General features: G+C 72.1%; 24 protein-coding genes and 1 pseudogene. 13 read left to right on the forward strand and 12 right to left on the reverse strand.

Features of this window, described 5'->3' with window-relative positions; translation table 11 throughout:
- Positions 1-78: 78 nt before the first annotated feature.
- A complete protein-coding gene (locus WEB03_RS12760) occupies positions 79-792 on the forward strand; it encodes a GDSL-type esterase/lipase family protein (protein ID WP_368071328.1) in 714 nt (237 codons plus the stop codon).
- Positions 793-941: 149 nt separating this feature from the next.
- Entirely contained in the window at positions 942-1,265 is a 324-nt protein-coding gene (locus tag WEB03_RS12765; RefSeq protein WP_368071329.1) for a hypothetical protein, read from the forward strand.
- Positions 1,266-1,365: 100 nt separating this feature from the next.
- Here WEB03_RS12765 and WEB03_RS12770 read toward each other — a convergent pair whose 3' ends face one another.
- The 3 genes from WEB03_RS12770 to WEB03_RS12780 all read right to left on the reverse strand — a co-directional run bounded on the left by WEB03_RS12770 (position 1,366) and on the right by WEB03_RS12780 (position 3,426).
- A complete protein-coding gene (locus WEB03_RS12770; protein ID WP_368071330.1) occupies positions 1,366-1,659 on the reverse strand; it encodes a type II toxin-antitoxin system RelE/ParE family toxin in 294 nt (97 codons plus the stop codon).
- Between the two features lie 3 nt (positions 1,660-1,662).
- Positions 1,663-1,914, reverse strand: a complete 252-nt coding sequence (locus WEB03_RS12775) for a hypothetical protein (RefSeq protein ID WP_368071331.1) — start codon at positions 1,912-1,914, stop codon at positions 1,663-1,665.
- 75 nt (positions 1,915-1,989) lie between these two features.
- Positions 1,990-3,426, reverse strand: a complete 1,437-nt coding sequence (locus WEB03_RS12780; protein ID WP_368071332.1) for an SEC-C domain-containing protein — start codon at positions 3,424-3,426, stop codon at positions 1,990-1,992.
- Positions 3,427-3,682: 256 nt separating this feature from the next.
- On the opposite strand from WEB03_RS12780, the gene WEB03_RS12785 reads away from it, so the two are divergent.
- Together WEB03_RS12785 and WEB03_RS12790 are read left to right on the forward strand one after the other, a co-directional pair.
- Complete coding sequence (locus WEB03_RS12785; RefSeq protein WP_368071333.1) at positions 3,683-5,275, forward strand: FAD-dependent thymidylate synthase; 1,593 nt, start codon at positions 3,683-3,685, stop codon at positions 5,273-5,275.
- Between the two features lie 29 nt (positions 5,276-5,304).
- Positions 5,305-5,646: a hypothetical protein gene (locus tag WEB03_RS12790; protein WP_368071334.1), complete on the forward strand. Its 342-nt coding sequence runs from the start codon at positions 5,305-5,307 to the stop codon at positions 5,644-5,646.
- Positions 5,647-6,042: 396 nt separating this feature from the next.
- On the opposite strand, the gene WEB03_RS12795 is transcribed toward WEB03_RS12790, so the two are convergent.
- Together WEB03_RS12795 and WEB03_RS12800 are read right to left on the reverse strand one after the other, a co-directional pair.
- Complete coding sequence (locus tag WEB03_RS12795) at positions 6,043-6,801, reverse strand: hypothetical protein (RefSeq protein WP_368071335.1); 759 nt, start codon at positions 6,799-6,801, stop codon at positions 6,043-6,045.
- Positions 6,798-7,097, reverse strand: coding sequence for a Dabb family protein (locus tag WEB03_RS12800; protein ID WP_368071336.1), 300 nt, complete (start codon positions 7,095-7,097; stop codon positions 6,798-6,800). Before WEB03_RS12800 ends, WEB03_RS12795 begins: the two co-directional genes overlap by 4 nt.
- 185 nt (positions 7,098-7,282) lie before the next feature.
- Between WEB03_RS12800 and dapA the strand changes: the two genes are divergently transcribed.
- Together dapA and WEB03_RS12810 are read left to right on the forward strand one after the other, a co-directional pair.
- A complete protein-coding gene (gene dapA / locus WEB03_RS12805; RefSeq protein ID WP_368071337.1) occupies positions 7,283-8,227 on the forward strand; it encodes a 4-hydroxy-tetrahydrodipicolinate synthase in 945 nt (314 codons plus the stop codon).
- Positions 8,227-9,906: a ribonuclease J gene (locus WEB03_RS12810; protein WP_368071338.1), complete on the forward strand. Its 1,680-nt coding sequence runs from the start codon at positions 8,227-8,229 to the stop codon at positions 9,904-9,906. The genes dapA and WEB03_RS12810 overlap by 1 nt, the downstream gene beginning before the upstream one ends.
- A gap of 10 nt (positions 9,907-9,916) precedes the next feature.
- Here the strand turns inward: WEB03_RS12810 and WEB03_RS12815 are convergent, their stop codons facing one another.
- The 4 genes from WEB03_RS12815 to WEB03_RS12830 all read right to left on the reverse strand — a co-directional run bounded on the left by WEB03_RS12815 (position 9,917) and on the right by WEB03_RS12830 (position 12,597).
- Positions 9,917-10,444, reverse strand: coding sequence for a hypothetical protein (locus WEB03_RS12815; RefSeq protein WP_368071339.1), 528 nt, complete (start codon positions 10,442-10,444; stop codon positions 9,917-9,919).
- A 78-nt stretch (positions 10,445-10,522) separates the two neighbouring features.
- Entirely contained in the window at positions 10,523-10,996 is a 474-nt protein-coding gene (locus tag WEB03_RS12820; RefSeq protein WP_368071340.1) for a plastocyanin/azurin family copper-binding protein, read from the reverse strand.
- 33 nt (positions 10,997-11,029) lie between these two features.
- Positions 11,030-11,761, reverse strand: a complete 732-nt coding sequence (locus WEB03_RS12825) for a class F sortase (RefSeq protein WP_368071341.1) — start codon at positions 11,759-11,761, stop codon at positions 11,030-11,032.
- Between the two features lie 83 nt (positions 11,762-11,844).
- Positions 11,845-12,597 (reverse strand): hypothetical protein, encoded by a 753-nt coding sequence (locus WEB03_RS12830; RefSeq protein WP_368071342.1) that lies wholly within the window; start codon positions 12,595-12,597, stop codon positions 11,845-11,847.
- A 248-nt stretch (positions 12,598-12,845) separates the two neighbouring features.
- Between WEB03_RS12830 and WEB03_RS12835 the strand changes: the two genes are divergently transcribed.
- Positions 12,846-15,395 (forward strand): DNA translocase FtsK, encoded by a 2,550-nt coding sequence (locus tag WEB03_RS12835; protein WP_368071343.1) that lies wholly within the window; start codon positions 12,846-12,848, stop codon positions 15,393-15,395.
- Positions 15,396-15,398: 3 nt separating this feature from the next.
- Here the strand turns inward: WEB03_RS12835 and WEB03_RS12840 are convergent, their stop codons facing one another.
- Positions 15,399-15,722 carry a hypothetical protein gene (locus WEB03_RS12840; protein ID WP_368071344.1) on the reverse strand — a complete coding sequence of 108 codons (324 nt, stop codon included), beginning with the start codon at positions 15,720-15,722 and terminating at the stop codon, positions 15,399-15,401.
- A gap of 225 nt (positions 15,723-15,947) precedes the next feature.
- On the opposite strand from WEB03_RS12840, the gene WEB03_RS12845 reads away from it, so the two are divergent.
- From WEB03_RS12845 to thpR, 5 genes are read left to right on the forward strand one after another with little or no spacing between them, the layout of a single operon-like run.
- Positions 15,948-16,733: a helix-turn-helix domain-containing protein gene (locus tag WEB03_RS12845; RefSeq protein ID WP_368071345.1), complete on the forward strand. Its 786-nt coding sequence runs from the start codon at positions 15,948-15,950 to the stop codon at positions 16,731-16,733.
- 4 nt (positions 16,734-16,737) lie between these two features.
- Positions 16,738-18,423, forward strand: coding sequence for a 30S ribosomal protein S12 methylthiotransferase RimO (rimO, locus tag WEB03_RS12850; protein ID WP_368071346.1), 1,686 nt, complete (start codon positions 16,738-16,740; stop codon positions 18,421-18,423).
- Positions 18,416-19,042 carry a CDP-diacylglycerol--glycerol-3-phosphate 3-phosphatidyltransferase gene (pgsA, locus tag WEB03_RS12855; protein ID WP_368071347.1) on the forward strand — a complete coding sequence of 209 codons (627 nt, stop codon included), beginning with the start codon at positions 18,416-18,418 and terminating at the stop codon, positions 19,040-19,042. The genes rimO and pgsA overlap by 8 nt, the downstream gene beginning before the upstream one ends.
- On the forward strand, positions 19,039-20,346 hold the full coding sequence (locus WEB03_RS12860; RefSeq protein WP_368071348.1) for a CinA family nicotinamide mononucleotide deamidase-related protein: 1,308 nt from the start codon (positions 19,039-19,041) through the stop codon (positions 20,344-20,346). Before pgsA ends, WEB03_RS12860 begins: the two co-directional genes overlap by 4 nt.
- Positions 20,343-20,900: an RNA 2',3'-cyclic phosphodiesterase gene (gene thpR, locus WEB03_RS12865; protein WP_368071349.1), complete on the forward strand. Its 558-nt coding sequence runs from the start codon at positions 20,343-20,345 to the stop codon at positions 20,898-20,900. The genes WEB03_RS12860 and thpR overlap by 4 nt, the downstream gene beginning before the upstream one ends.
- Before the next feature lie 683 nt (positions 20,901-21,583).
- Here the strand turns inward: thpR and WEB03_RS12870 are convergent.
- Together WEB03_RS12870 and WEB03_RS12875 are read right to left on the reverse strand one after the other, a co-directional pair.
- On the reverse strand, positions 21,584-22,321 hold the full coding sequence (locus WEB03_RS12870) for a hypothetical protein (protein ID WP_368071350.1): 738 nt from the start codon (positions 22,319-22,321) through the stop codon (positions 21,584-21,586).
- A 130-nt stretch (positions 22,322-22,451) separates the two neighbouring features.
- The gene (locus WEB03_RS12875; RefSeq protein ID WP_368071351.1) at positions 22,452-23,261 is read right to left on the reverse strand and encodes an exonuclease domain-containing protein; all 810 of its coding nucleotides are present in this window, start codon (positions 23,259-23,261) and stop codon (positions 22,452-22,454) included.
- A gap of 246 nt (positions 23,262-23,507) precedes the next feature.
- Between WEB03_RS12875 and WEB03_RS12880 the strand changes: the two are divergent.
- A pseudogene (locus WEB03_RS12880) lies at positions 23,508-24,400 on the forward strand (intein-containing recombinase RecA); the annotation flags it as partial.

Consider the following 24,400-nt stretch of genomic DNA (forward strand, 5'->3'; position numbering starts at 1 on the left):
CCCCCGACGGGTCGGTCCCTTCCCGGGGCGCCTGCGGGGGCGCACGACGTGTACCCCGGGGGCTCAGCCCGTCGGGTGGTGGCCGTCGCCCTCGCCGGGGCGGTCACCGGGCTGGTGGTGCTCGCCCAGCGTACGGCGGCGCAGGTGCGGTCCCTGCGTGAGGCCGGGGCGCGTGTGCCCCCGCTCGACCACGAGGTGGTGCTCCCCGGCCGTGGGGCGCCCTGCGACCTCGCGGTCCTCGGTGACTCCGCCGCCGCTGGCCACGGCCTGCCGCACGCTGATCTCGGGCTGGCCCGGCAGGTGGCGCGGCGGCTGTCGGCAGCGACGGGCCGTCCGGTCCACGTCACGAGCGTCGCGGTCGACGGTGCGACCACCGACGACGTCATCGACCGGCAGGTCCCGACCCTCCCTCCCGACGCCGAGGTGGTCGTGGTGGGTGTCGGGGTGAACGACGCGGTTCGCGGGCGGTCCCTGGCCACCGTCCACAGCTCGACCGGGCGGCTGCTGACGGCGGTGCGGGATCGGGCGCCGGGCGCGACCGTCGTCCTGCTGACCTGCCCCGACCTGTCCAGGGCCCCCGGACTGCCCTCGGTGCTCGGGCCGGTGCTCGGCGTGTCCTGCCGCCGCGTCGCCCGTGCCCAGCGCCGTGCCGCGGCCGAGCTGGGCATCGCCGTCGTGGGCGCGGACGGGGGCCTGCCGGCGTCCGCCTTCGGCCGCGACGGGTTCCACCCGGGCCCCGAGGGCGTGGCGATCCTCGCCGACCGGGTCCTCGCCGTGCTCACCGCGACGTGAGTTCGTCAGCGGGTGGGTACGGACCGGCAGGTCGCGGCGGCTCGCGGGGATGCGGGGAGGGGTGAGGGGTGAGGGGTGAGGGCGAGCGCCTCCCCGCACACGTCGCGGTATGTGGGGAACATTCCCCACATACGGTGTTCGCCGACCGGGTGGTCGAGCACCTCGATGCGGTCGAGGTGGCGCTGGCCACCGACGACCCGTGGGATGGGTTCGTCTCCTACGTGCGCACCGCCGCCGCGCTGCAGGCTCGCGACCGGGGCATCCCCGACCTGGTCACGATGGAGCTGTCGTCGGCGCCGGAGATCGACCAGTTGCGTACGCGCGCCTTCGACGGGCTGGTTCGCCGGGTCGAGCGCGCACAGGCCGCCGGCGTGCTGCGTGCCGACTTCACGCACCCCGACGTCGTGCTGCTGTTGATGGCCAACGCCGCGATGCGTGCCAACGGCGAACGCCGCCTCGGCACCGGCCCGTAGCCGCCGGCCCACCTCCCGTGACTCGCCTGACCCTGTCCTCGAACCCCGCCCAACCGGAGAGCGACCCCATCAACAGCGAGTGGATGGAGACGGCCGCGTCTCACCGGCCGTAGCTGGTCGCGGCTGACGAGCTGCGCGCGTCCTGCACGGTGACCACCACGACCTGATCGTTGGCGTCGTCGATCCGGTAGACGATCAGCATCCATCGCCACGGCCCCAGCACCGCCCGGAAGTTGGTCCATCGCCCTGCGAGCTCGCGACCGAGGTTGGGGAAGGCCTCCAGTGTTCGCAGGCTCATGCGGACGCGCCGCCGGGTATCGGTCGGCAGACTCAGCGACGTGATGAGCTCATCGAGGTTCTGGGCGGCGCGAGGTGAGAACTCGACGCGGGGCATGCCCTACAGCTGGTCGAGAGGGATGGTCTGGCCTGCCTGAGCCTGCCGCCAACCCTCCTGAGCGTCATCCCAAGCACCGTCGATGCCATCGAGGAGGGCGGTGATGTTGGCAGCATCCGGTTCAGCCTCGACGATCGCCGTGCTGAGCAATGATCGGGCCAGGGTGCCCTCGTTGACGTGCATCCGTTCAGCCATCGCCGACAGCTTGCGCGCAAGAGCTCCGTCGAGGGTGACGTTGATCCGGGCTGAACTCATGGGGGGCAGGGTACACGGATGGGCACGTCTCGGACGTCCCTGCTCCGAGCCGAACCGCGCGACGCGGCCCTGGGGTCAGGCGAGGCCGAGCAGGCGGCGGAGACGGTCGGGATCCATCCCGCGGCGGCCGGGTCCCGTCCAGGACGCCCGCGTGCGCTCCACGTCGTCGAGCAGCCGCAGCAGCGTCTCGCGCCGCGTCGGGTCGTCCGCCGCCTCCCGTGGGGTGGCGCCACCGAGGGCGGGCACCGGCTCGTCGACCCACGCGTCCTCGTAGCTGGCCATCATCGCCTCGAGCTGCTCCTCGATCCCCTGGCGGGCCTCCGGAGCGAGCGCGTCGAGGTCGATCAGCCCGCCGGCCGGACCGTCGTCGTCCGCCTCTTCCTCGTCGTCCTTCGGCGTACCGACCAGGTCCGCCGCCGGCAGGCGCTGCTCGTCGATCAGCTCGACCTCCGGCACGACCCGCGCGATCAGCTCGGCGAACCACGCCGCCCGCGGCGCGGACGTCGTCGCCACCCGCAGCTGACCGTCCACCACCTCGACGCTGCCCTTCAGCCACCGGGTGCCGCGGCGTTCCTCGAACGCGCGCAGGACCCCGTCGTCCTCGTCCTCCTCGAGGTGCTCGGCCAGCACCCGCCGGGCCGCGTCGACGTCGCCTACGGCGTAGACCTGCCGGATGTCGAGCCACGCGTCCCCGGCGGTGGTCGCCAGCCGCGGCGGGGCGTGCAGGTCCCGCAGCCAGCGCGCCAACACCGTCGCCGACAGGTCATCGTCGAGCAGGTCGAGCAAGCTGTCACGCGCTCGGTCGGGCACGGGCACCACGCTGTGGAACGGTGCGGTCCCGGCCTCGTCGGTCACCAGCCACGCGAGCACCGCGTCACCGACCTCGAGCCTCGCGGCCAGTGACCCGTCCGCGAAGGTGGTGCGCTCGCCGTCGAACAGGTCGAGCAGGGTGCAGGTGCCGTCCGCGTCGGCCTCCTCCACCAGCTCGTACAGCCCGGCGCGCACCCGCGACCAGTCGCGTAGCAGCTCGAGCTCGTCGGCGGGTAGCAGCGAACCGCGCAGGTCGCACAGGTCCGCGATCACGCCTCCCTCGAACAGCGCGAGGTTCAGCGCCGCGGTGTCGCGGTAGCTGTCGGCGGCACCCTCCTCAGCCATCCCGGTGCTGCGGGCGACATCGAGCACCGTGTCGCGGGCGGCCGGGCTGGCGTAGAACGCCATCAGCTTGCGCATCAGCCACGGCATCCGGTCCCGCAGTGGCCACCCACCACGCACCGCGCAGCACACCTTGTGCTTGCGGCCGGACCCGCAGGGGCACGGCTCGTTGCGGCCGGCCGACATCGGCCCCGGACCGGCGAACGGCGTGAGGAACTCGACGAGGTCGTCGACCCCGGGACCCTCCATGCCGATCAGGAGCCCGAGCGCCGCGCCGGCCTGCCCGCGGTCCGAACCGAAGCGGTCACGCAGGTACCGGTGGCGCCGGTCGAAGATGCGCCCGACCAACCAGCGCGTCACGGGACCGCCGCCCGGTAGGCGCGGTGTCACCTCGAGCACGTCGGTCAGTTCGCAGCCACCGGTCGGGAGGGAGGCGACCTCCCGCCGGTGGCGCCAGCGTCGGTTGAGCCAGCTGGTCGAGTCCTCCTGGAACCTGCGGCCGGGGGCGACGTCGACCAGCGTCAGCGCGGAGCGTACGCGGACCCCCGGTGCGGTCGTGGGGCGGAGCTAGGGTGCGCCACCGACGACCACACCTCGACCCTCCCCGGAGCATCACGTGTCCGACGCGCCCCTCACGCCCGACGAGCGTGAGCTGCTCGGGCGGTACGTCACCGATCCAGATGGGGACGTGTTCGCCCTGACGGACCTGCCGGAGGTGGTCAAGGGCGCCCTGTTCGCGCGGTACTCGCGCTACGGCGGGTCGCTCAAGCGCCTGTTCCTCGACGAGTTCGCCGACGACCTCGCCACCGAGGATCCCGCCGCGCGTGCCGAAGCGCTCTACCAGCGCGTCTTCAGCGACTACGGCGACGACTCGGTCGCGCAGCTCGGCGGGGCCCACGTCGCGCTCGAGGAGGTCAGCAACCTGGTGACCAAGCGCATCGAGTGGGGGCGGTTGGCCGCCTACCTCGAGCAGTCGACGCGGTACATCGCCTACGACGGGCAGGTCGACGGCCGCTACCGCTACCACCGTCCCGCGGAGGTGATGGACGGTCCGCACGCGGAGGCGTTCACGACCGAGCTCGACGCGATCTTCGCGACGTACGCCGAGCTGGTGCCGATCGTCCTCGAGTGGGTCCGCACCCGGTGGGTGCAGGACGAGGCGACCTCGGACTTCGTCTACCGCAACGCGACCAAGGCCAAGGCGCTCGACCTGCTGCGCGGCCTGCTGCCGGCGGCGACGACGTCCAACGTCGGCATGTTCGCGTCGGGACAGTCGTACGAGTCGCTGCTGTTGCACCTGAACGCCGACGATCTCGCCGAGTCCCACGAGCTGTCGGGGCGGCTGCTCAGCGAACTGCGGCGCGTCATCCCCTCGTTCCTGACCCGCGTCGACCGCCCGGACCGCGGTGGCGCCTGGTCCGATCACCTGCGCGGCACCCGGCACGCCACCCGTGACCTCGCCGATCGGTACGTGTCCGTCACCGATCAGCCGGCCGACCTCGTCACCCTCACCGACTGGTCGCCCCGCGACCCGGTGGACGCCGAGGTGGCCCTCGTCACCGCGGCGCTCTACCCCCACGTGCGCGTCTCCGAGCGGCAGCTCGCACGTGAGGTCCGGACCTGGAGCGCCAGCCGCCGCGCCGAGGTGCTCCGCGCCTACGTGGGGGAGCGCGCGAACCGCCGCCACCGCCCCGGTCGAGGGTTCGAGCGCGTCTGGTACCGCTTCGACGTCCTCGGCGACTACGGCGGGTTCCGCGACCTGCAGCGTCACCGCATGCTGACGATCGAGTGGCAGGACCTGACGACCCGCCACGGGTACGAGACGCCGCCGGAGCTCGAGGAGGCCGGCGTCGCCGACCGCTGGCGTGCAGCGCTCGGTCGATCCGAAGCGCTCTACGAGCGGCTGCTGCCGGACCACCCGGTCGCCGCGCAGTACGCGGTCTGCTTCGCCTACCGCGTCCGGTACGCGATGCAGCTCAACGCCCGCGCCGCGATGCAGATGCTGGAGCTGCGTTCGACCCCGCAGGGCCACCCGCAGTACCGCAAGGTCGTCCAGGAGATGCACCGGCTCATCGGCGATCGCGCCGGCCACCGTGCCGTCGCCGACGCGATGGTCCACGTCGACCACGGCACGGGCGAGCTCGAACGGCTCGAATCCGAGCGTGCCGCTGAAGCCCGGCGCACCGCCCGTGGCGCGGGCGGCTCGTGAGCGGCGCCGGTGCTCGTGCGAGGAGCATCGTGCTGGGGCTCGCGCTCGGTATCGCACCCCTGTTGCTGCTCGACCTCGCGATCCAGCTGTCGCGCGTGGCCGAGTCTTCGACCGCCTGGTGGGCCATCGGTGCCTACGCCCTGATCGGCGGCATCGTCGCTGCGGCCATCGTGCACGCCCGGCGCGATCCGTTGATCCCCGCCGTCGCTGCCGCGGTGCTCTTCCTCGCCGTCGCACCTGCGCTCCCCGCTCCGTTGTCGTCGCTGCCGACCCTGCCGTTCATCGGCGAGGCGGCGGCGACGCAGCGTCCGGTCATCGTGGTGCTCGCGGCGGCGTGCGTCGTCGGCGCGGTCCGAGGACGAGGTAGCTGACGCCGCGGCGCTCGCCGCGTGCCGGGGTTGCTCCGCGCGTTCGCGGAGCTGGCGCCGCCGGGTCCCCGACGCCGGCTCGAGGTCGGCACCGAGCGCATGCCGCCGGCGTGGATCGCCGACCGCGTGGATCGTCGACCGCGTGCCGCTCGCGACCCTGGCGGACCCAGCCAGCGCCAGCAGCTGACCCTCGCGGCGCTGGACCTCGCGACCGAGCTCGCGTTGGGCCGCCGGTTCCGTTCTCCGTGAGCACGGCGGCGAGCGCCTCGGCTGCCGCCCTCGTGCAACTCCCTGGGCCGCAGCCCAGGGAGTTGCACCACTGCGCCGGCAGGAGCTGTCGTCGGCCGTCTCCGCCGCAACGTCCTGGGCTGGAGCCCAGGTTCCGGCACGGTCGCCGGGTCAGCTCGCCGTGAACTCCACGCGGTCGGTGACCAACGGCGTCATCGGGACCCCGTCCCCCCGCCGGTACTCGACGGCGATGACCCGCTCGCCGGGCTCGACCTCGACCGGGAAGGTGACCTCGGTGCAGGGTGCGTCGACGGTGCAGTCCTCGACGAACTCCGGCGTCAGCACCTGACCGTCGATGGCGACGGCGAGCTGGCCCGCCTCCTCGGGGTCGGTGGGCACCTGGTCGGGGGCGAGCAGCTCGCTCTGGACCGACCCACCGGTGATGGTCACCGTCACCGTCAGCTCACCCGCAGGGACGTCCCCGCTATCGGCCGGGGCGGTGATCGCCACCTCGATGTCGTCGGCGATCGGCAGGAAGTCCGGCGGCGGGTGCCAGGCGAGCGTGATCGGTTGGTGCAGCGCGACGGCCGCGATGATGGCGATGGCCGCCACCCCGTAGGTGAACGGCGACCTCGGCGACAGATCGAACGGCGTCAGCGCCGCGGCCAGGATGGCCAGCAGCGCGACGACGCCGGCCGGGAACGCCCAGCCCACCCAGTCGGAGAGGAACTCCGACGCGAGCGGTGCGAGCGACGACACGATGGCGACGCCGGCGAGCGGCAGGACGAGGTCGTCGGCCTGGTCGAGCCGGACGCGGCCGAGCACCGCGAGCACCGCCACGACGACGAGGCCGAGCGAGAGCACGACCAGCAGGGCCTGCCAGGTCGCCCCCTCGCCGGCGTGGGCGAGGATCAACGTCGAGCCCGTCACGACAGCAGCCCCGGGTCGTCGTCGGAACGGATGTCGACCGCGACCCGCGGGACGTCGAGCTCGCGGATCCGCTGCACGACCGGCTGGTGGCCGGGGTGGTCGCGGTAGGCCGCGAGGGCGGCTTCGTCCGCCAGCCCGACGAGCAGGCCGGTGATGGCCGGATCCTGGACATCGCGTCCCGTCCGCAGGAACGCGACGACGTCGAGGTCGGCCAGCCCTGAGAGCATCTGCTCGAGATCGGCGCGGACCGGCTCCTCGAGTCCACCGAGGTCGAAGCGGACGACGTGCCAGATCACGGGAGCTCCTCGTCTCGCGGGGCCGTGGGCGACGGGTGCGGTGCCCAGGTACCGGCGGAACGACCACCGGTGGGTCACGGGGTCTGCCGTTAGGATAGGCCCGTTCGGCCGCCCGCCTGCGCCGTCCTCCCGCGCCGCGTCCCACCGCACCCAGTCGCGTCCCACCCCGTCAGCCGAGGTGACCCGTGTCCCTGCCCGTCAGCAGCCCGAGCCCCGCCATCGGTCGGGTCGTCACGGCGATGATCACCCCGTTCACCGCCGACGGGGCGCTCGACCTCGACGGTGCCCAGACCGTCGCCGACCACCTCGTCACCTCCGGCACCGACACCGTGCTGGTGCACGGCACCACGGGCGAGTCGCCGACGCTGCTCGGCGACGAGCAGTGGGACCTGCTCCGGGTCGTCCTCGAGGCCGTCGACGGCCGTGCGACGGTGATGATGGGCAGCGGCTCGAACGCGACCGCGACCGCCATCCGGTCCACGGAACGCGCGACCGAGATGGGCGCCCACAGCCTGCTCGTGGTCACCCCCTACTACAACCGCCCCGACCAGCGTGGGCTCGTGGAGCACTTCCGCACCGTCGCCGGCGTGACCGACCTGCCGATCGTGCTCTACGACATCGCCACCCGCACGGGCCGCGCCATCGAGGTGCCGACCCTCGCTGCGCTCGCCGAGGTCGAGAACATCGTCGGGGTCAAGGATGCCTCCGGGGACGGCGCCAAGCCCGGTGACGTGCTGAACGCCACGGCTGGTGCCCCCGGCGGCTTCGGGGTCTGGTCCGGCGCGGACGAGCTCAACCTCGCCATCCTGGCCACGGGCGGTGTCGGGATCATCTCGGTCGCCGCGCACCTGGTCGGCCGCGAGCTGGCCGAGATGGTCGACGTGTTCGCCACCGACCCCGGCCGTGCGCAGCAGCTCCACCTCGCCTGCCTCCCGCTCCACCGTGCGCTGTTCAACCAACCCTCGCCGGCTCCGCTCAAGGGCGCGATGAACGCGCTCGGTCTGCCCGCCGGCCCCGTCCGCCTCCCGCTCGTCGAGGCCTCACCCGAGGCCACGCGTGCGGTCACCGACGCCCTCGACGCGGTGCGCACCTCGCTCGCCGCCACCTCTTCCTCCCAAGGCTCGTCCTGATGTCCAAGTCCCCACCTGTCCGCGTCAGCTTCCTCGGCGGTCTCGGCGAGATCGGCCGCAACATGGCCACCATCGAGATCGACGGCGAGATCGCGGTCGTCGACTGCGGGGTCCTGTTCCCCGACGCTGAACACCTCGGGGTCGACCTGATCCTGCCCGACTGGGGGTGGATCAAGCCGCGTGCCGGTGACGTGCGCGCCGTCTTCCTCACCCACGGTCACCTCGACCACATCGGCGCGCTGCCGTACCTGCTGCGCGACCTGCAGGAGGACGCGGACGCCGACATCCCGGTCGTCTTCGGTACCCGCCTGACCATCGCGTTCGTGCAGGCCGTCCTCGAGGAGTGGCCCGACCTCGTTCGGCCCGAGTTCGTCGAGGTCGAGCCCGGCGAGACCGTCGAGGAGGGCCCGTTCAACGCCGAGGTGGTGCAGGTCAGCCACTCCATCCCCGATGGGTGCGCCTACGCGTTCCGGACCCCGCACGGGATGATCGTCCACACCGGCGACTTCAAGCTCGACCAGACGCCGATCGACGGCCGGCCGACCGACCTCGCCCACTTCGCGCGGCTCGGCGACGAGGGCATCGATCTGCTGCTCGCCGACTCCACCAACGCCGACCGTCCGGGGCACGTGCCGACCGAACGCACCGTCGGCCGGGTCCTGCGCGAGGAGATCCAGAAGGCCACCGGGCTGGTCGTGGTTGCCTCGTTCGCCAGCCACGTGCACCGCATCCAGCAGGTGCTCGATGCGGCCCGTTCGGTCGGCCGCAAACCCGTCTTCGTCGGTCGTTCGATGGTCCGCAACATGGCGATCGCCGCCGAGCTCGGCTACCTCGAGGGCGACCTCTCCGATCTCGTCGAACTGCACGACGTCGACCGCCACGACCGGTCCGAACTGATCGTCATCTCGACCGGGTCGCAGGGCGAACCGTTCAGCGCCCTGTCGCTGCTGGCCTCCGGTGAGCACCGGCGCCTCGAGGTGGGGGAGGGCGACACCGTCATCCTGGCCAGCTCGCTCATCCCCGGCAACGAGCAGGCCGTCTTCCGCAACATCAACGGCCTCTACCGACGCGGCGCCCGGGTCATCCACAGCGGGACCGCACCGGTCCACGTGTCGGGCCACGCGTCGCGCGACGAGCTGATCCTGTTCCACAACATCGTCGAACCGGAGTACTTCGTCCCCGTGCACGGCGAGCACCGCCACATGTCCGCGCACCGGGACATCGCTGAGCTCACCGGTTGCCTGCCCGAGCACATCACCGTGTGCGAGGACGGCGACAGCATCCTGCTCGAGGACGGCAAGGTGCGCCGCACCGACGCCTACCCGACCAGCCACGTGTACATCGACGGGCTGCTCCCCGACGTCGGCCCCGCCGTGCTGCGGGACCGTCGTCGCATCGGTGAGGACGGCATCTGCTTCTGCGTGGTCACCATCGACCCGCACGACGGGCTCGTCGGTGAACCGGTCGTCACCCAGAAGGGCGTGGTCTTCGCCGACGATGCCGACGACCTCCTCGAAGCGGCCAAGAAAGCGGTCGAGACCGAGCTCGCGGGGGTCGCCAAAGCCAAGTTCGACGACCCGCAGGCGATCTCGCGCCACGTCACCCAGGCGCTCGGGCGGCACTGGAAGACGACGACCGGCCGCCGGCCGTTCATCCTGCCCGTGGTCGTCGACCTGTAGGAGGCGGGTCTCACGTGGCTCCCGTCGGTGCGGAGCGGTCGCGATCCGCTGCTCGCACGGGGTGACCGGTCCGGTCGAACCGGCTGATCAGACCGGTCGCGACGACGGCGAGCCAGACCGCGGCCACGACGATGGTCACCACGTGCTCGGTGAGCGTGAAGCCCCCGGCGTACATCGTGACGCCCACGGCGGTCAACGCGAGGGTCGCGCCGACCGGTGCGGGCCACCACAGCCGTCGGATGGCAGCGACCGCGGCGATGGCGGGGAGCCAGTAGGCCGCCTGCCCCACGGGGTCACCGAGGTCCTGCACGCGTGCCGCCGGTCCGTCGAGCACGGCGATCGTCGCGACCGCGTCCGGGGCGAACATCGCCGTGCAGTGGAAAGCGAGCAGCGCGATCGAGATCCCCGCGAGCCATGCGTCGGTGGCCGACAGCGGTCGCGCTTTGTCGCCGAACAGTGGTCGGCGCAACAGCAGCCGTGCGACGAGCAGCACGGCGATGACCGCACCGAGCCCGGCGAACCAGGGTCCTCGCGACACGCTGACCTCCGTTCATCGCCGGGCGTACCGTCCGGGCGTACCGTCCGGGCGTACCGCTGGGCGGCGCCTGACCCGGGTTCAGGAGACCGTGATCGTGCCACGCATCGAGCCGTGGAAGTCGCACACGTAGGGGTGGGTGCCCGGCTCGTCGAAGGTGACCTCGAAGGTGTCGCCGGCCGCCATCGTGCCGGATCCGAACGAGTCGTCGTCCGCCGTCACCGTGTGCGAGATGCGACCTTCGTGCACCCAGGTCACGGTCTCGCCGGCGGCGACCGTCACATCGCTGGGGGAGAAGACGAAGCCGTCGTCATCGAGCAGTGCGACCTGGGTACCTGAGGACGCGGGCTCGTCGACGTCGGCCGGCGCGTCGGCCGCTTCCTCCGCAGGGTCCTCATCCGGCGCCTCGCTCTCGGGCGCGGTGACCTCGGGTTGCGTCGCTGCGTCGGGGTCCGCGAGTGGCTCGTCCCCTGCGCCGCAGGCCGCGAGCACCAGAGCGCACGCTGAGGCGGCGGCGAGCGAGGCGGTCCTGCGGGCGCGGGGTGTGATCGTCACGGTCGTGCTCCTCGAGGGTGATCGGGCGGCTGGTCAATCGACCCGCTCGGCGAAGACGATGGTGTTGTCGCGGTAGCTGCGCTCGCCCTGGTCGAACTCACCCGAACAGGTGATCAGGCGCAGTTCGGGACCGGGGGTGCCGCTGTAGACCGCTTCGGTGGGGAAGTCGTCCTTGGGGTGCTGCTCGAGCTCACGGACCACGAAGGTGACGATGTCGCCGTCCTCGCCGTGGACCTCGATCTCGTCACCGGCGCTGAGCTCGTTCAGCCGGAAGAAGACGGCCGGGCCGGTGGTCGAGTCGACGTGACCGGCGATGACCGCGGGACCGACGCGTCCGGGCTTCGGCCCCCGGTCGAACCATCCGGTCTGGGCGAAGTCGTTCGGGACCTCCATCGTGCCGTCGTCCTGGAGACCGAGATCGATCACGTCGGCGTCGACGCCGATGGCGGGGATGACGAGGCGTTCGGGGTCGATGCCGTTCGGGTGGTCGGGCATCGTGTGGTCGCTGTGGTCGCTGTGGTCGCCCGCCGTGTCGTGGTCGTGGGCGCTGGCGAGGACGTCGGGGTCCATGGACAGCATCTGGTCGATGGTCGCCTGCGTGGTGCTGCCCGGTTCGCTGCGATCCTGGCTGGCTGCGTCCTCGGCGGAGGCGGTCTCGACGGGAGCTGCTGCCGTGCTGGCGGTGTCGTCCGCGGGGCCGGTGGCACAGGAAGCCGTGAACGCGACGAGGGCGATCAGGACCAGGAGCGGTCGTAGGCGTCGCACGGAGACGCTCCTTCGGAGGCTGGGCGGAGACGGTCGGTGACCGCGGTGCGGGACGCTCCGAAGAGCGCCCCGCACCGGCGGTGTCAGGCGACGACCTTGCGGCGACGGGCGCCGAAGGCACCGAGGGCCGCGAGGCCGAGGGCCCCGGCAGCGATCGCGCCGGTGGTCGAACCGGACTCGGTCGTGCCACCCGCACCGGTGGCCACGCCGCCCGCGGCGGACGCGACGAGCTGGCCACATGCGGCGGGAGCGGTGGCCTCGATGTCGAGGTCAGGGTCGAGCGAACTCGGGGTGCCCTGGTCGCCGATCTCACCGGAGTCGTTCAGGTCGGTGGCGTGGACCACGACGTGCAGCGAGCTCATGTTGTCCGCGACGTCCTGCGAGACCTCGAAGGTCCGCTCGTAGTCGAGGGTCCCGGAGGTCGGGAAGCGTTCGACCGCGAGTCCGCTGTCCGGCGAGGTGTCACCCTCGGTCGTCAGCGAGGCCTGGATGCCGCCGTAGGCTGGGACGCCCTCGGCGACGCTCAGGATGCCGTCACCGTCCTCGTCGGCCGCGTCGAAGCCCGAGTCGCTCGGGTTCAACGGACCGCAGACGTTGTCGCCACCCGGCTCGCCGTGGATGTGCATGGCGTGCGGGAAGCCGTCGAAGAAGTTGTTCCCGTCGACGCGGACCGTCGCCGTCGTCCCGTCGAGGGTGACCGTCGCGGTGCCGCTCGCGCCGCTCTCGTTGGCCTGGGTCAGGTTCGCGGTGAAGGTGGTAGGGGTCTGGGCGGACGCGGCGATCGGTAGCGCGAGCATCGCGCCGGTCGCTGCCAGCGTGGTCAGGGTCTTGCGCACGTTCAGCTCCGTGGTCGGGGGTGGGTGGTTGCTGGACCTGGTTCGCCGCGTCCGGGGGGTGGGGTTTGGTGAGCTCCTGTCCGGACGACCACGTCCGGCCATCGTCGGCTGGCGGCGTCCACCCCCGCCCCCCGCACCGTGTCACGATCCGCGCACCGACGTCGGTGTAGTTCCACCAGGGTGGTGGTGCGCGTACGCTGCGACGTGGCCCGTCGACCGCGGGTCGCTGCCTGTCCCCGGAGGCTGCCGTGGCGTCCTCGACGAAGACCCCCTCGCGCACGCGCGGCGGGTCCTCCTCCGCGGGCAGCCGCAGCGGGCAGAAGACCGCCTCCCGCCGCGGCGGCAGCAGCCGCAGCAAGGCCGCCACGACGCCCCGGTCGTCCTCGGCCAAGGGCGGTGGGAAGGGCAGCGCTAGCGCCGGCAAGCGCGGGTCGAAGGGTGCCGACGGCGGTGGTCCCGGCCCCGTCGGTCGCGCCGGACGCGCGTTCGCGTCCCACCTCGGTGAGCAGAAGCAGGACGTTGTCGGGGTGGGGTTGGTCCTGTTCGGCGTCCTGGCGGGCCTCGGCCTGTACGCCGGTGCCGGCGGTCCCGTCGGCGACTTCCTCGAAGCCGTGGCTCGCGGGTTGCTCGGTGTGGCCGGGTACATCCTCCCACCGTTGATCGCCTGGTTCGGCCTCCTGGTCGTGCTCGGCCGCCCGAGCCCGGACATCGGTCGCATCGCGGTCGGATCGGTCCTGCTCGCGCTCGGCTCGCTCAGCGCCTGGCACCTGTTCGCCGGTTCTCCGGCGCCGGCCGATGGGATCTCCACGCTCTGGCCCGCTGCCGGTCTGGTCGGTTGGGCCATCGCGACGCCGCTCGTCGCCGCCCTGTCGATCTGGGGCGCCGGAGCCGTCTGTGTGGCCCTGCTCCTGCTCGGATCGCTGATCGTCACCAAGACCCCGTTCTCGGCGGTCATCGACTGGTTGCGACCCTCGCGGGACGATGTCGCCGCTGAGGACGAGCCGAAGACGACCCGGTCGAAGAGGACCGACGAGGACCACGCCGCCACCCGCCGTATCGATCCCGGCACCACCGACCAGGTCGGGACCCCGGTACGAGCGACGCTGTCGCAGCTGACCGGCGAGCAGCTCGCGCTCGAGGACGCCGCGGACGCCGACGACGGGGACGGGCTCACCGACGCTGATCGCGAGGCAGGCCGAGCGCCCGCCCCGCCCGTCGCTCGCGCGCGGATGCCGGCCGGCGTGGTCGGCCCTGGGGGAAGCGGTGACCCGGCAACCATGAAGGCCACGAAGGTCGCGCCGGTCCGTAGCTGGGAGGACTACACGCTGCCCTCCCTCGACCTGCTCGCGGCCGGTCGCTCGATGGGCAAGGAGTCCCGCCGCACCATCGAGGCGCAGGTCGAGGCGCTCCAGGAGACCTTCCGCCAGTTCAACATCGACGCGACCGTGGCCCGCTGGTCGCGCGGCCCGACCGTCACCCGCTTCGAGATCGAGCTCGGCCCCGGCGTCCAGGTCAAGAAGGTCGCCAACATGGGCGACGACATCGCCTACGCCCTGGCTGCACCCGACGTGCGGATCGTCGCCCCGATCCCGGGCAAGTCCGCGATCGGGGTCGAGGTCCCGAACCGCCAGCGCGACCTGATCACGCTCGGTGACATCCTCCGCTCGGACGAGGCGGCCCGCGACCCGCACCCCCTCACCGTGGCGCTCGGCGTCGACATCGCGGGGAACCCGGCGCTGGTCAACCTCGCGACCATGCCGCACCTGCTCATCTCGGGGGCGACCGGATCCGGGAAGTCGGTGACCGTCAACGGGATGATCACCTCGATCATCATGCGCGCCCGCCCGGACCAGGTCCGGATGATCCTGATCGACCCGAAGCGCGTCGAGCTCGTGCCCTACGAGGGTGTCCCCCACCTGCTCACCCAGGTCGTCACCGACCCGCGGCGCGCCACCGACGCCGTGCAGTGGTGCGTCAAGGAGATGGAGCAGCGCTACGAGCTGCTCGCGACCCTCGGGTACCGCAACATCGACGGGTACAACGATGCGGTCGACGCGGGCGAGATCGAACCACGTCCCGGTCCGGACGGCACCGTGCTCGAGTCCGAGCGGCTGCCCTACATCGTCCTGGTCATCGACGAGCTCGCCGACCTCATGCTGGTCGCCCCGCGCGACGTCGAGGAAGCGATCTGCCGTATCGCCCAGAAGGCCCGGGCCGTCGGCATCCACATGGTGCTCGCCACCCAGCGTCCGTCGGTGGACGTCATCACCGGCCTGATCAAGGCCAACGTCCCGTCGCGCCTCGCCCTCGCGGTGTCGTCGCAGACCGACTCGCGCACCATCATCGACATGAACGGCGCCGAGAAGCTGGTCGGCAAGGGTGACATGCTGTTCCTGCCCGCATCGCAGGGCAAGCCTTCCCGCCTCCAGGGCTGCTGGGTCACCGAACGCGAGGTCGAGGCGGCCGTCGGGTTCTGCAAGGCCCAGCGCCAGGCCGAGTTCGTGCCGACGGTCACCAAGGAGGGCGCCGCTGCGACGCAGATCGACGCCCAGCGCTCGGGTGACGATGACTCCGACGAGGCGCTGCTGCGTCGCGCGGCCGAGCAGGTCGTGGTCAGCGGCCTCGGATCCACCTCGATGCTGCAGCGCAAGCTCCGCATCGGGTTCGCCCGCGCGGGACGGCTGATGGACGAGCTCGAGGTGCTCGGCATCGTCGGACCGAACGAGGGCTCCAAGGCCCGCGACGTGCTGTGGAGCCCCGAGGACCTCGACCAGGCGATGTCGAGCGGCTCGATCTAGCGCTCATCGCCAGCGGAACTCGCCGGAGGCCTGCGGGCGCTCGCCCTTGAGCTGGCGCCGGCTGGTGATGGCGCCACCGACGGTGATGGCGCCGAGGAACCCGAGGACGATCAGCCCGACCCGGTCGCGGGGGGTCTCGGCGACCTGGATCTTGCCGCTCTCCTCCTCGTCACCCTCGGCTTCGATGGCTCCGCCGTCCTCGGCCACGTTGTCCTCGGCGGCGACGGCGGGGGCGGCCGACAACGACAGCGTCACGACGGACGCGGCGAGCAGCCGGGTAGCCCGTGCGCGGAGCACGGTGAGGGTGAGGGCGCGGGAGGTCTCCATGGGCGCGGAGCGTAGCCCGTCGCGACGTCCGGCTCGTAACCCATCCGCGGTCATCAGCGCACGTCGAGCGACCCGCGGACGAGCGTCCTCGTGGCGGTGGCGGTGTGCGGTGGCGACGAGGTGATCCGCGGCCGTTGGTGCGTCTCCGACCCCTCGGCTCTACCCTCACGCAACCTGACCACCCACCTGATCGCCCCACCCGTTCCCCCGCATCGGCGAGGTCCGTTGAGCACCGGTATCGGCGACACCCTCCGCGAAGCCCGCGAGGCCCAGGGCCGCACCCCCGAGGATGCGGCTCACGCGCTGCGTCTGCGGTCGGGACAGGTGCGTGCCCTCGAGGAGGAACGCTTCGGCGACTTCGGTGGTGACGTGTACGCGCGGGGCTTCCTCAAGAGCTACGCCGTCGAGCTCGGCCTCGATCCGCAGCCGCTGCTCGACACCTACCGGGCCGAGATCTCGAGCGGTGACCCGATGGCCACCGCGCCGCTCGTGGCACCCGGCAGCGGCATCGGCGTCGGCGGGCCCCGGCGGCGTAGCGCGCCCCCGGGCTGGATCGCCTGGGTGCTCGTCGGCGTGATCGTGCTCGCCGGTCTCGCCTTCATCGGTCAGCTCGCGGGCAGCCGCGCCCCCGAGCAGGCGTCCTCGGAACCCACCGAGGCTCCGGTCGCACCGGCAGACGACGGGGATGCAGCGCCCGATGAGCCGACGACCGGACCGGACGAGCCCGACGAGCCCGACGAGCCGGTCGCGCCCGCCGAGGGCATCGAGCTGTTCCTCGCGCTCGAAGCCGATTCCTGGATGCGTGTGACCGTCGACGGCACCATCGTGTTCGAGCAGGTCGCGAGCGAGGGCGAGACCCTGCCGTTCTCGGGCGAGGACGAGGTCACGGTCCGCTTCGGCAACGCCGGAGGTGTCCGGGTCGAGCTCAACGGCGAGGACCTCGGTACCCCCGGACCCCGTGGCTCGGTGGTCGAGGTGTCCTACACCCCCGACGGGCAGAGCGAGGCCTAGCCCCGTGACCGCCGACGCGACGACCACCCCCGTCGCGGTCCCGCCCGCCGAGGGCGGTCCCGCGCCGTCCACCCCTGCCGCGGGACCGGGCGGTGCCACCTCGGTGGCCATCGTCACGCTCGGCTGCGGCCGCAACGAGGTCGACTCCGACCAGCTCGCCGGCCTGTTCCACCGCGAGGGCGTCGATATCGTCGACGACCCGGCGACCGCCGATGTCGTCCTCGTCAACACCTGCACGTTCATCGCCCCCGCCAAGCAGGAATCGATCGACACCGTCCTCGAGGCGTGCGATCTCAAGGGTGACGACGGAGCGGCCCGTGCCGTGCTCGTCGTCGGGTGTATGGCCGAGCGCTACCCCGACGAGCTGGCCGAGGCCATCCCGGAAGCCGACGCCATCGTCGGTTTCGACGGGTACGGCCGGCTGCCGCAGCTGGTCGACGATGTGCTCGCCGGACGTCCCTACGAGCGGGTCACCACGAAGACTGCGGAGCCCGTGCCCACCCGGCGCGGTCTGCCGCTGCTGTCGATCACACCGGTCGTGGCCGAGCCGGTCGCGGCCGAGCCGATCTCGGTGCCGGCCGTCGCCTCGGGCACGGGGCGCGGATCGGGTGACCCGACGATGGCGCTCGGCCTGAACGTCTCCGAGCTGCCGCCGGAGGCCGCACGCCCGACGGCCGACCCGCGCACCTCACAGGACGACCTCGACCGCGTGCCCGTCACCGGGCCTCGGTTCCCGGTCCGCCGGCACGACGGTCGGCCGTGGGCCTACCTCAAGCTCGCCTCCGGGTGCGACCGGCTCTGCACCTTCTGCGCCATCCCGTCGTTCCGTGGCCGGTTCCGGTCGCGCCCGCTCGACGAGCTGGTCGCCGAAGCGTCGTGGCTGGTCGAGCAGGGCGCGCGCGAACTGGTGCTGGTCAGCGAGAACACCACCTCGTGGGGCAAGGACCTCGATGGCGGCCGGGACGGTCAGGCGGCGATGGTCGGGACGCTCGCCGACGTGGACGGGCTCGAACGGCTGCGGCTGATGTACCTGCAGCCGGCCGAGCTGACCGTGCCGCTGCTCGAGACCGTCGCGGGCCACCCGAAGGTGGCCTCCTACTTCGACCTCTCGCTCCAGCACGTCTCCGGCCCGGTCGTGCGGCGCATGGCCCGCAGCGGCGACCACGTCCGCTTCGGGGCCCTGATCGACCGCATCCGCGGGCTCGACCCGGACGCGGTGTTCCGGTCCAACTTCATCCTCGGTTTCCCCGGCGAGACCGAGCAGGACGTGGCCGTCCTCGAGGACTTCCTGGTCGAGCAGCAGCTCGACTGGGTCGGCCTGTTCGCCTACTCGCCCGAGGACGGCACGCCCGCGGCGACGATGCCCGATCAGGTCGATCCGGACGAGGCGGCCGACCGGCTCGAGCGGCTCGCCGAGGTCCAGGAACGCGTCGCCGACGACGCCGCCCGCCGGTTCGTCGGCCGCCACCTCGCCGTGACCGTCGAGGAACAGCACGTCGGGGCCGACGGCACGCTCGAGCTCACGGTCGGGCGCTCCTACCGCGAGGCGCCCGACACCGACGGCGAGGTGCAGCTGGTCTCCGTCGATGGGTACCCCGTCGACCTACCGCTCGGGCGCACCGTGACCGCCGAGGTCGTGGACGCCGTCGGTGTCGATCTGGTCGCCGAGGTGGATCGCGCCCGTGCGTGACCCGTCGGACACCGGGCTCGAACCGGCCGGTCCTCCCGAGCCGCACTGGCTGAACTTCCCCAACGCGCTGACCTTCCTGCGGGCCCTCTTGGTCCCCGTGATCCTGTGGCTGCTCGTGCAGGACGCCGAGGGCGACACGCTCCGCTGGTGGGCGTTCGGCACGTTCGTGTTCGCCGCGGCCACCGACTCGATCGACGGGTGGGTCGCTCGCCGTTACCACGGGATCACCCGGTGGGGCCAGCTGGCGGACCCGATCGCCGACAAGCTGCTGATCATCGGGTCGCTGGCCTCGCTCGCGTACATCGACGAGCTGCCGTGGTGGGCGGTGACGGTCATCGTGACCCGCGAGCTCGCCGTCACGTTGCTGCGTATCAACCTCGTCCGCCGCCTGGACCTGGTCATGGCGGCCAGCGCCTGGGGGAAGGCCAAGACGCTCACCCAGGTGGTCGCGGTCGGTGCCTACCTGTGGCCGACCGTGGACGACACGCTCCGCGAGGGGTTGCTCCTGGTCGCGGTCGTCATGACGGTCTGGTCCGGGATCGACTACGCGTTCCGGGCGGGCCGCCTGGCACGAGGCCGTCGTGGGACGTCGTCGACCACGGAAGGGAGCTCCAGGTGAACCTGCACCCGGTGGACGTGACCGGCACGGCGCTGCAACCGGCGGGCGTGTCGCTGCGCGCGGCGGTCCTGTCGGTGGGTTCCGAGCTGCTCCTCGGCGACCTCACCGACACCAACGCCACCTGGGTGTCGCAGCGGATGCGCGAGCTCGGCATCGAGGTGCGTCACCACCTCGCCGTCCGTGACGACATCGACGAGTTCGTGGACGCGCTCCGGTGGCTCTGCGAGCGGGTCCACGTCGTCCTCATCGGAGGTGGGCTCGGCCCGACCGCTGACGACCTGACGCGGGAAGCGGTGGCTGCCTCCGCCGGCGTCGACCTCGAGCACCGCGACGATCTCGAGGAGGCCATCGTCCAGCGGTTCGCCTCGATGGGCGCGCGGATGGCCCCGCAGAACCTCAAGCAGGCCCGGATCCCGCGAGGCGCGCTCGCGCTGGATCCGGTCGGGACCGCTCCCGGGTTCGCGTTGACCATCCCCGGCGATGACGTGGCGACCCGGGTGTTCGCCGTCCCCGGCGTGCCGTGGGAGCTGAAGGCGCTCTGGGACCGGGATGTGGCACCCGAGCTGCTCGCCCTGGCCGGCGCCGGCGCGACCCTCACCCGCCTCCTCCACGTCGTCGGCAAGGGGGAGTCCTCGGTCGCCGAGCAGGTCGAACCCATCGTCGAGGGACGCGAGGGTGTGACGCTGTCGTTCCTGGCCAAGAGCGAGGAGATCCAGGTCCGCCTCACGGTCACCGCGGAGGACGCCGACACGGCCCGCGCCAGTTCGCAGCCGCTGGTCGAGGAGGTCGTCGCAGCGCTCGGCCCGGCCGTCGCCGGGCTCGACGAGGAATCGCTCGAGGACGTGATCGTCCGGTTGCTCGGCCAGACCGGCACGACCCTCTCGACCGCGGAGTCAGCGACCGCCGGTGGGATCTCGGCGCGGTTGGCTCGCGTCCCCGGCGCGTCACACGGGCTGCTCGGTGGGGTGGCGGTCTACGACACCGATGCCAAGCACCGCGTGCTCGGGGTGTCGCAGGAGCTGCTGGAGAGCCAAGGCCCGGTCAGCGGTCCGGTCACCGACGCGCTGGCCCGCGCGACCCGGGAACGGTTCGGTGCGGACTGGGGCCTGGCGGTCACCGGCGTGGCGGGCCCCGGCACCCAGAACGGTCTGGAGATCGGGACCTGCTTCTGGGCGCTCACCCACCCCGACGGCAACACCGAGGTGCACCACGGCCGGCTGCCCGGCGACCGAGGACAGGTCATCGCACGGCTCGGGACGGCTGCCCTCGACCTCCTGCGTCGCCGGCTGCTCGAACAGCTGTGAGCTCGCAGCGGCTGTTCGTGGCGCTGCCGGTCCCGGCGCACGTCCGCACGCTGATCACCGCTGCGGCCGCTCCGGCCCGGGACGCAGCCCCCGAGCTGACCTGGACCCGGTCCGAGGGGTGGCACCTCACCCTGGGGTTCCTCGGCGACGTCGCCGACGAGGCGGTCGCGGACGTGGGCCGCGTGATCGCTGCGGTCGTCGCTCCCCGTGCGGCGATCACCTGCGCGCTCGACCGCCCGGACCGGTTCGGCCACCGGACGCTGTGGCTGGGGGTGCGCGACGATCCGGAGGGGGCTATCAGCTCGCTCGGCGACGCCGTGCAGACCGGGCTCGAGGCGGCCGGGCTCCCCGTGCGGCGCGGCCCGGTGCGCCCGCACCTCACCCTCGCCCGCGCGTCGCGCTCGGGCGCCGAGGTGACCGACGCCGTGGTCGGTTCCGTCGCGCCGGTCGGGGCGAGCTGGGAAGCCGACGAGGTGCAACTGGTTCGTTCTCACCTCGGTGGCGGCCCTGCCCGCTACGAACCGGTGGGTGCCTGGCCCCTCGCCGGGTCCTGAACCGGCAGCGGGCGTGTTGCCCGGTGGGCCCAACCCTCCCCGACCGTGACAGCGGCGGTTCTTGCCTGGTCGGCCCCTTGGACGTCCGGAACCCATCCGATCGGTGCGCCCGACCCACCGGGGTGCTCGTGTGGCGCCAGCGCCACGTCAGGACCCCGCGAGCCCGACCGATGGGTGCGCGCCGGCCTACCGGGGCGCTGGCGTGGCGCCAGCGCCACGTGGGGACCCCGCGAGCCGCCTGAGGCGAAGACGACGAAGTCGCGGCACCGCGGGCGCCCCGGACGCCGCGGGGAACCCTCGCCCAATCGGAAGGACACGCCCGTAGGGGCTACTCGGACGTTGACGCCATCGCTGCAGGCGGGTCCGGGTGAGCTCGAGGGATCGTCGTCATCGCTCGTCGGCCCCACGAGATGACTGTGAGGGCGCGTTCGTTCGTGCGGCGCGCCAGTCGAACGGCAGCAGCTGGTGCAGGGTGACGGTCGTGTCGTCGTTGACCAGCACCTCGACGTCGAGGTGCTGATCGTGAAGCTGGCTGATGAACTCCCGACAACGTCCACAGGGAGGCACGATCCGACCGGCAGTGTCCACTGCGACCATCCGTGCGACACGGTGTTCACCCGCGGTCACCATCGCTGCTGCGGCAGCGTGTTCGGCGACGAGACGATAGCCGCGTCGGTGGGCTGTCACGTGCGGCCGGGCGGAGACGAGTGGACCGCCAGGGCCACGACCGCCACCACAGCGACGAGCCCGATGCTGATGGCCGCGGGACCGGCAGCACCCAACTGGGAGAACGCGACGAACGGCGCCAGCCAGCAGGCTGCCAGCGCGAGTCGTCGATCGATCCACCAGCAACCGATCCCCGTGACCAGGAGCAGGACCCAGGCCGTGAATGCGCCGGTGTGCAACGTGTCGAAGGGACCGCGGTCCAGGCCGGCGGGGAGCCACCCCGCGCCACCGTCGACGACGAGGTAGCCGCTCGCGCCCTGGAGCTGGACGCCGCCGCGGGCCGTGAAGACCACCACCGCGATGGTCACGAGCAGCACCGTGGCCGCAGATCGTCGGGCACGCGACGGTGGCTGCCACAGCCCTGCAGCTGCGACGACGGCGAGGAACGTCCACGCGAGCAACGCTGACTGCGGGGCCTCGATCTCTCCGGCGACCTGCAGCGACCCGCCGAGCAGGAGCTGGAACACGACCGCGGTCAGGAGCCACCCAGCCGCTGCAGCGGAGCCGACGACGCGGGCTGCGCGTCCACGGCCATCGATCCAGAGCAGCGCCGCTACCGGGTAGCCGATCGCCGCCACGACGAACGTCGCCAGGCTCGCGCCGCCGAGCACCGGCAGCATCGGCACGTACCCGGTCGTCAGGTACGCCCGCAGCCACACCAACACGGCTGCCGACGTGACCAGCAGTGCAGCCATCGTCGCGATCCGCCAACTCGCACCGGCGTACCCGCGCTCCCGGAGGTCCTCCCGAGCGGCGGCCCTCCACCTCTCCATCAACGGTTCCCCCCCGGAACGATCCACACCGGACCGGACCCGAGCGGCGCCATCAAGCGCTGACGTCGCCGGGCCGGCCGGGACCGGTGGCTTCGGACGCCTCCACCGCGTGTGCCGTGGCGTCGTCGTTCGCGACGCCGTCGATGCTCGTCTCACCGTCGGATCGGGTCGTCGCGTCGTCCGGTTGTGGCTGGACGCGGGGTACCGGCGGGGGGAGGGGGTCGCCGGAGGAGCGCAGGTCGGCCACCAGCTCCCACACGCGGTCGAAGACCCGCATGGCCTGTAGAGCGTCGTAGAGGGCGCCGTGGGCCTGGTCCTTGTCGTGCGGGATGCCGAGGGCGGCGCAGGTCTTGGCCAGGCTGCGGGGTGACTCCGGGCCGGGAGCGATCAACGGCAGGGCGAGGGTCTCGACGTCGAGCAGATGGTGGTCCCAGGTCGGCTCGACGCCGAGCTTCTGGCACGCGAGGTCGAGGTGGCGGGCATCGAAGTCGGGGACCGCACCGACGAGCACCGCGCCGTCCGCGTGCTCGAGGAACTCGGTCAACCACACCTTCGAGGGGGTCTTGTCCTGCGGCGCGATCCGCTCGTCGTAGTGGGTGAGCTCGAGCGCGTCGTCATCCGCACCGTCGGTGGTGTGGGTCGGGAAGTAGCGACGCTGTTCCTCCCGTCCATCCTCGAACCGCACGACCCACGCGACCTCGGTGAGCTCGTGCCGGCGGTGGTCGAGCCCGGTCGCCTCGGTGTCCATGAACACGAAGCGAGTACCGGTGGGCGCGTCGGTGCCGGCGGGGACGCCGGTCGGGGCGTCGGCGCTGTCGGGGTCGGTGTCGGTACCGGTGTCGAGGTTCGGTTCGCTGGACACGGACGCTCCGGTGCTGGTGACGAGGGAGGTCGACGCTAGCGAACGCCTCGGACGCGACCGCCGGTGCGGCCTTGGTTGCGCCACGTGCTCGACCGACGAACAGGTGTTCGGTACGGTTGTCCCCAGCCGCGAGCGCACCCTTCGCGGCGGTGTCCCACCTCCGACCTACGGTGCCTCCCACGCTCCCCGGGTGGCGCGAACCTCACCGCCCCACACACGATCCCACCAGACGAGCAAGGAAGCGCCGTGGACCGCGACAAGGCTCTCGACCTCGCCCTCGCCAACATCGAGAAGCAGTTCGGCAAGGGCTCGCTGATGAAGCTCGGCGACGCCGCGGCGGTCAACATCGCCGCCATCCCGACCGGGGCACTCTCCCTCGACCTCGCCCTCGGGATCGGTGGTATCCCCCGAGGCCGCGTCATCGAGGTGTTCGGCCCGGAGAGCAGCGGCAAGTGCCATCCAGCGGGGACCTACGTGTGGACCGACGACGGCCTCGAGACCGTCGAGGAGCTGTTCGCTCGGGTCGACCAGCCGGTCAGCTGCACCAGCCGTGTGACCGACGTGTCCAGCTACGGCGTCCGCCTCGTCAACGAGGAGGCGCAGCTCGAGGCCATGGCGGGGGTGACGCACAACGACCGCAAGCCTGTGACGCGAGTCGTGCTCGATTCTGGCCGTCATGTCGAGGCCACGGCCAACCACCCCCTACGGGTCCTCAACGAACGTGGACGGGTCGTCTGGCGCACGGTCGACGAGCTAACCGAGGGGGACGTGGTGGTGTCGGCCCTCTTCGGTGCCGAGACCGCTACCGGTGGCAGCGACCTCTCAGAGGACGAGGCGGTCCTCCTCGGCTACCTCATCGCCGAGGGAAGCCTCGGCGAGAAGGGGAAGGCGATGGTTGCCTTCTCGAATCGTCACGATCCCGACGTGGCGGAGGAGTACCTCGATCTCGTCGAGCACGTTCTAGGTGTCCCACGTGAGCGAGTGAAGTCCTACACCGGTAGCGACTACGTCATCCACGACACCGCGCTGCGTCGTCGTCTCGCTGACGACTACGGGCTCGAGTACGTGAAGTCTGCCGGCAAGGAGATCCCGCACGCGGTCCGTACCGGCGGTGCAAAGATCCAGCGGGCGTTCCTGTC

This window comes from Nitriliruptor sp., assembly GCF_040882075.1.
In the GTDB taxonomy this organism is placed as follows: domain Bacteria; phylum Actinomycetota; class Nitriliruptoria; order Nitriliruptorales; family Nitriliruptoraceae; genus Nitriliruptor.

Coding starts and splice junctions, on each gene's coding strand:
- WEB03_RS12870 (WP_368071350.1), bottom strand. CDS start 22,321: ATGGCTGCACTGCTGGTCACGTCGGCAGCCGTGTTGGTGTGGCTGCGG.
- WEB03_RS12775 (WP_368071331.1), bottom strand. CDS start 1,914: ATGAGTTCAGCCCGGATCAACGTCACCCTCGACGGAGCTCTTGCGCGC.
- WEB03_RS12840 (WP_368071344.1), bottom strand. CDS start 15,722: ATGGAGACCTCCCGCGCCCTCACCCTCACCGTGCTCCGCGCACGGGCT.
- WEB03_RS12810 (WP_368071338.1), top strand. CDS start 8,227: ATGTCCAAGTCCCCACCTGTCCGCGTCAGCTTCCTCGGCGGTCTCGGC.
- WEB03_RS12770 (WP_368071330.1), bottom strand. CDS start 1,659: ATGCCCCGCGTCGAGTTCTCACCTCGCGCCGCCCAGAACCTCGATGAG.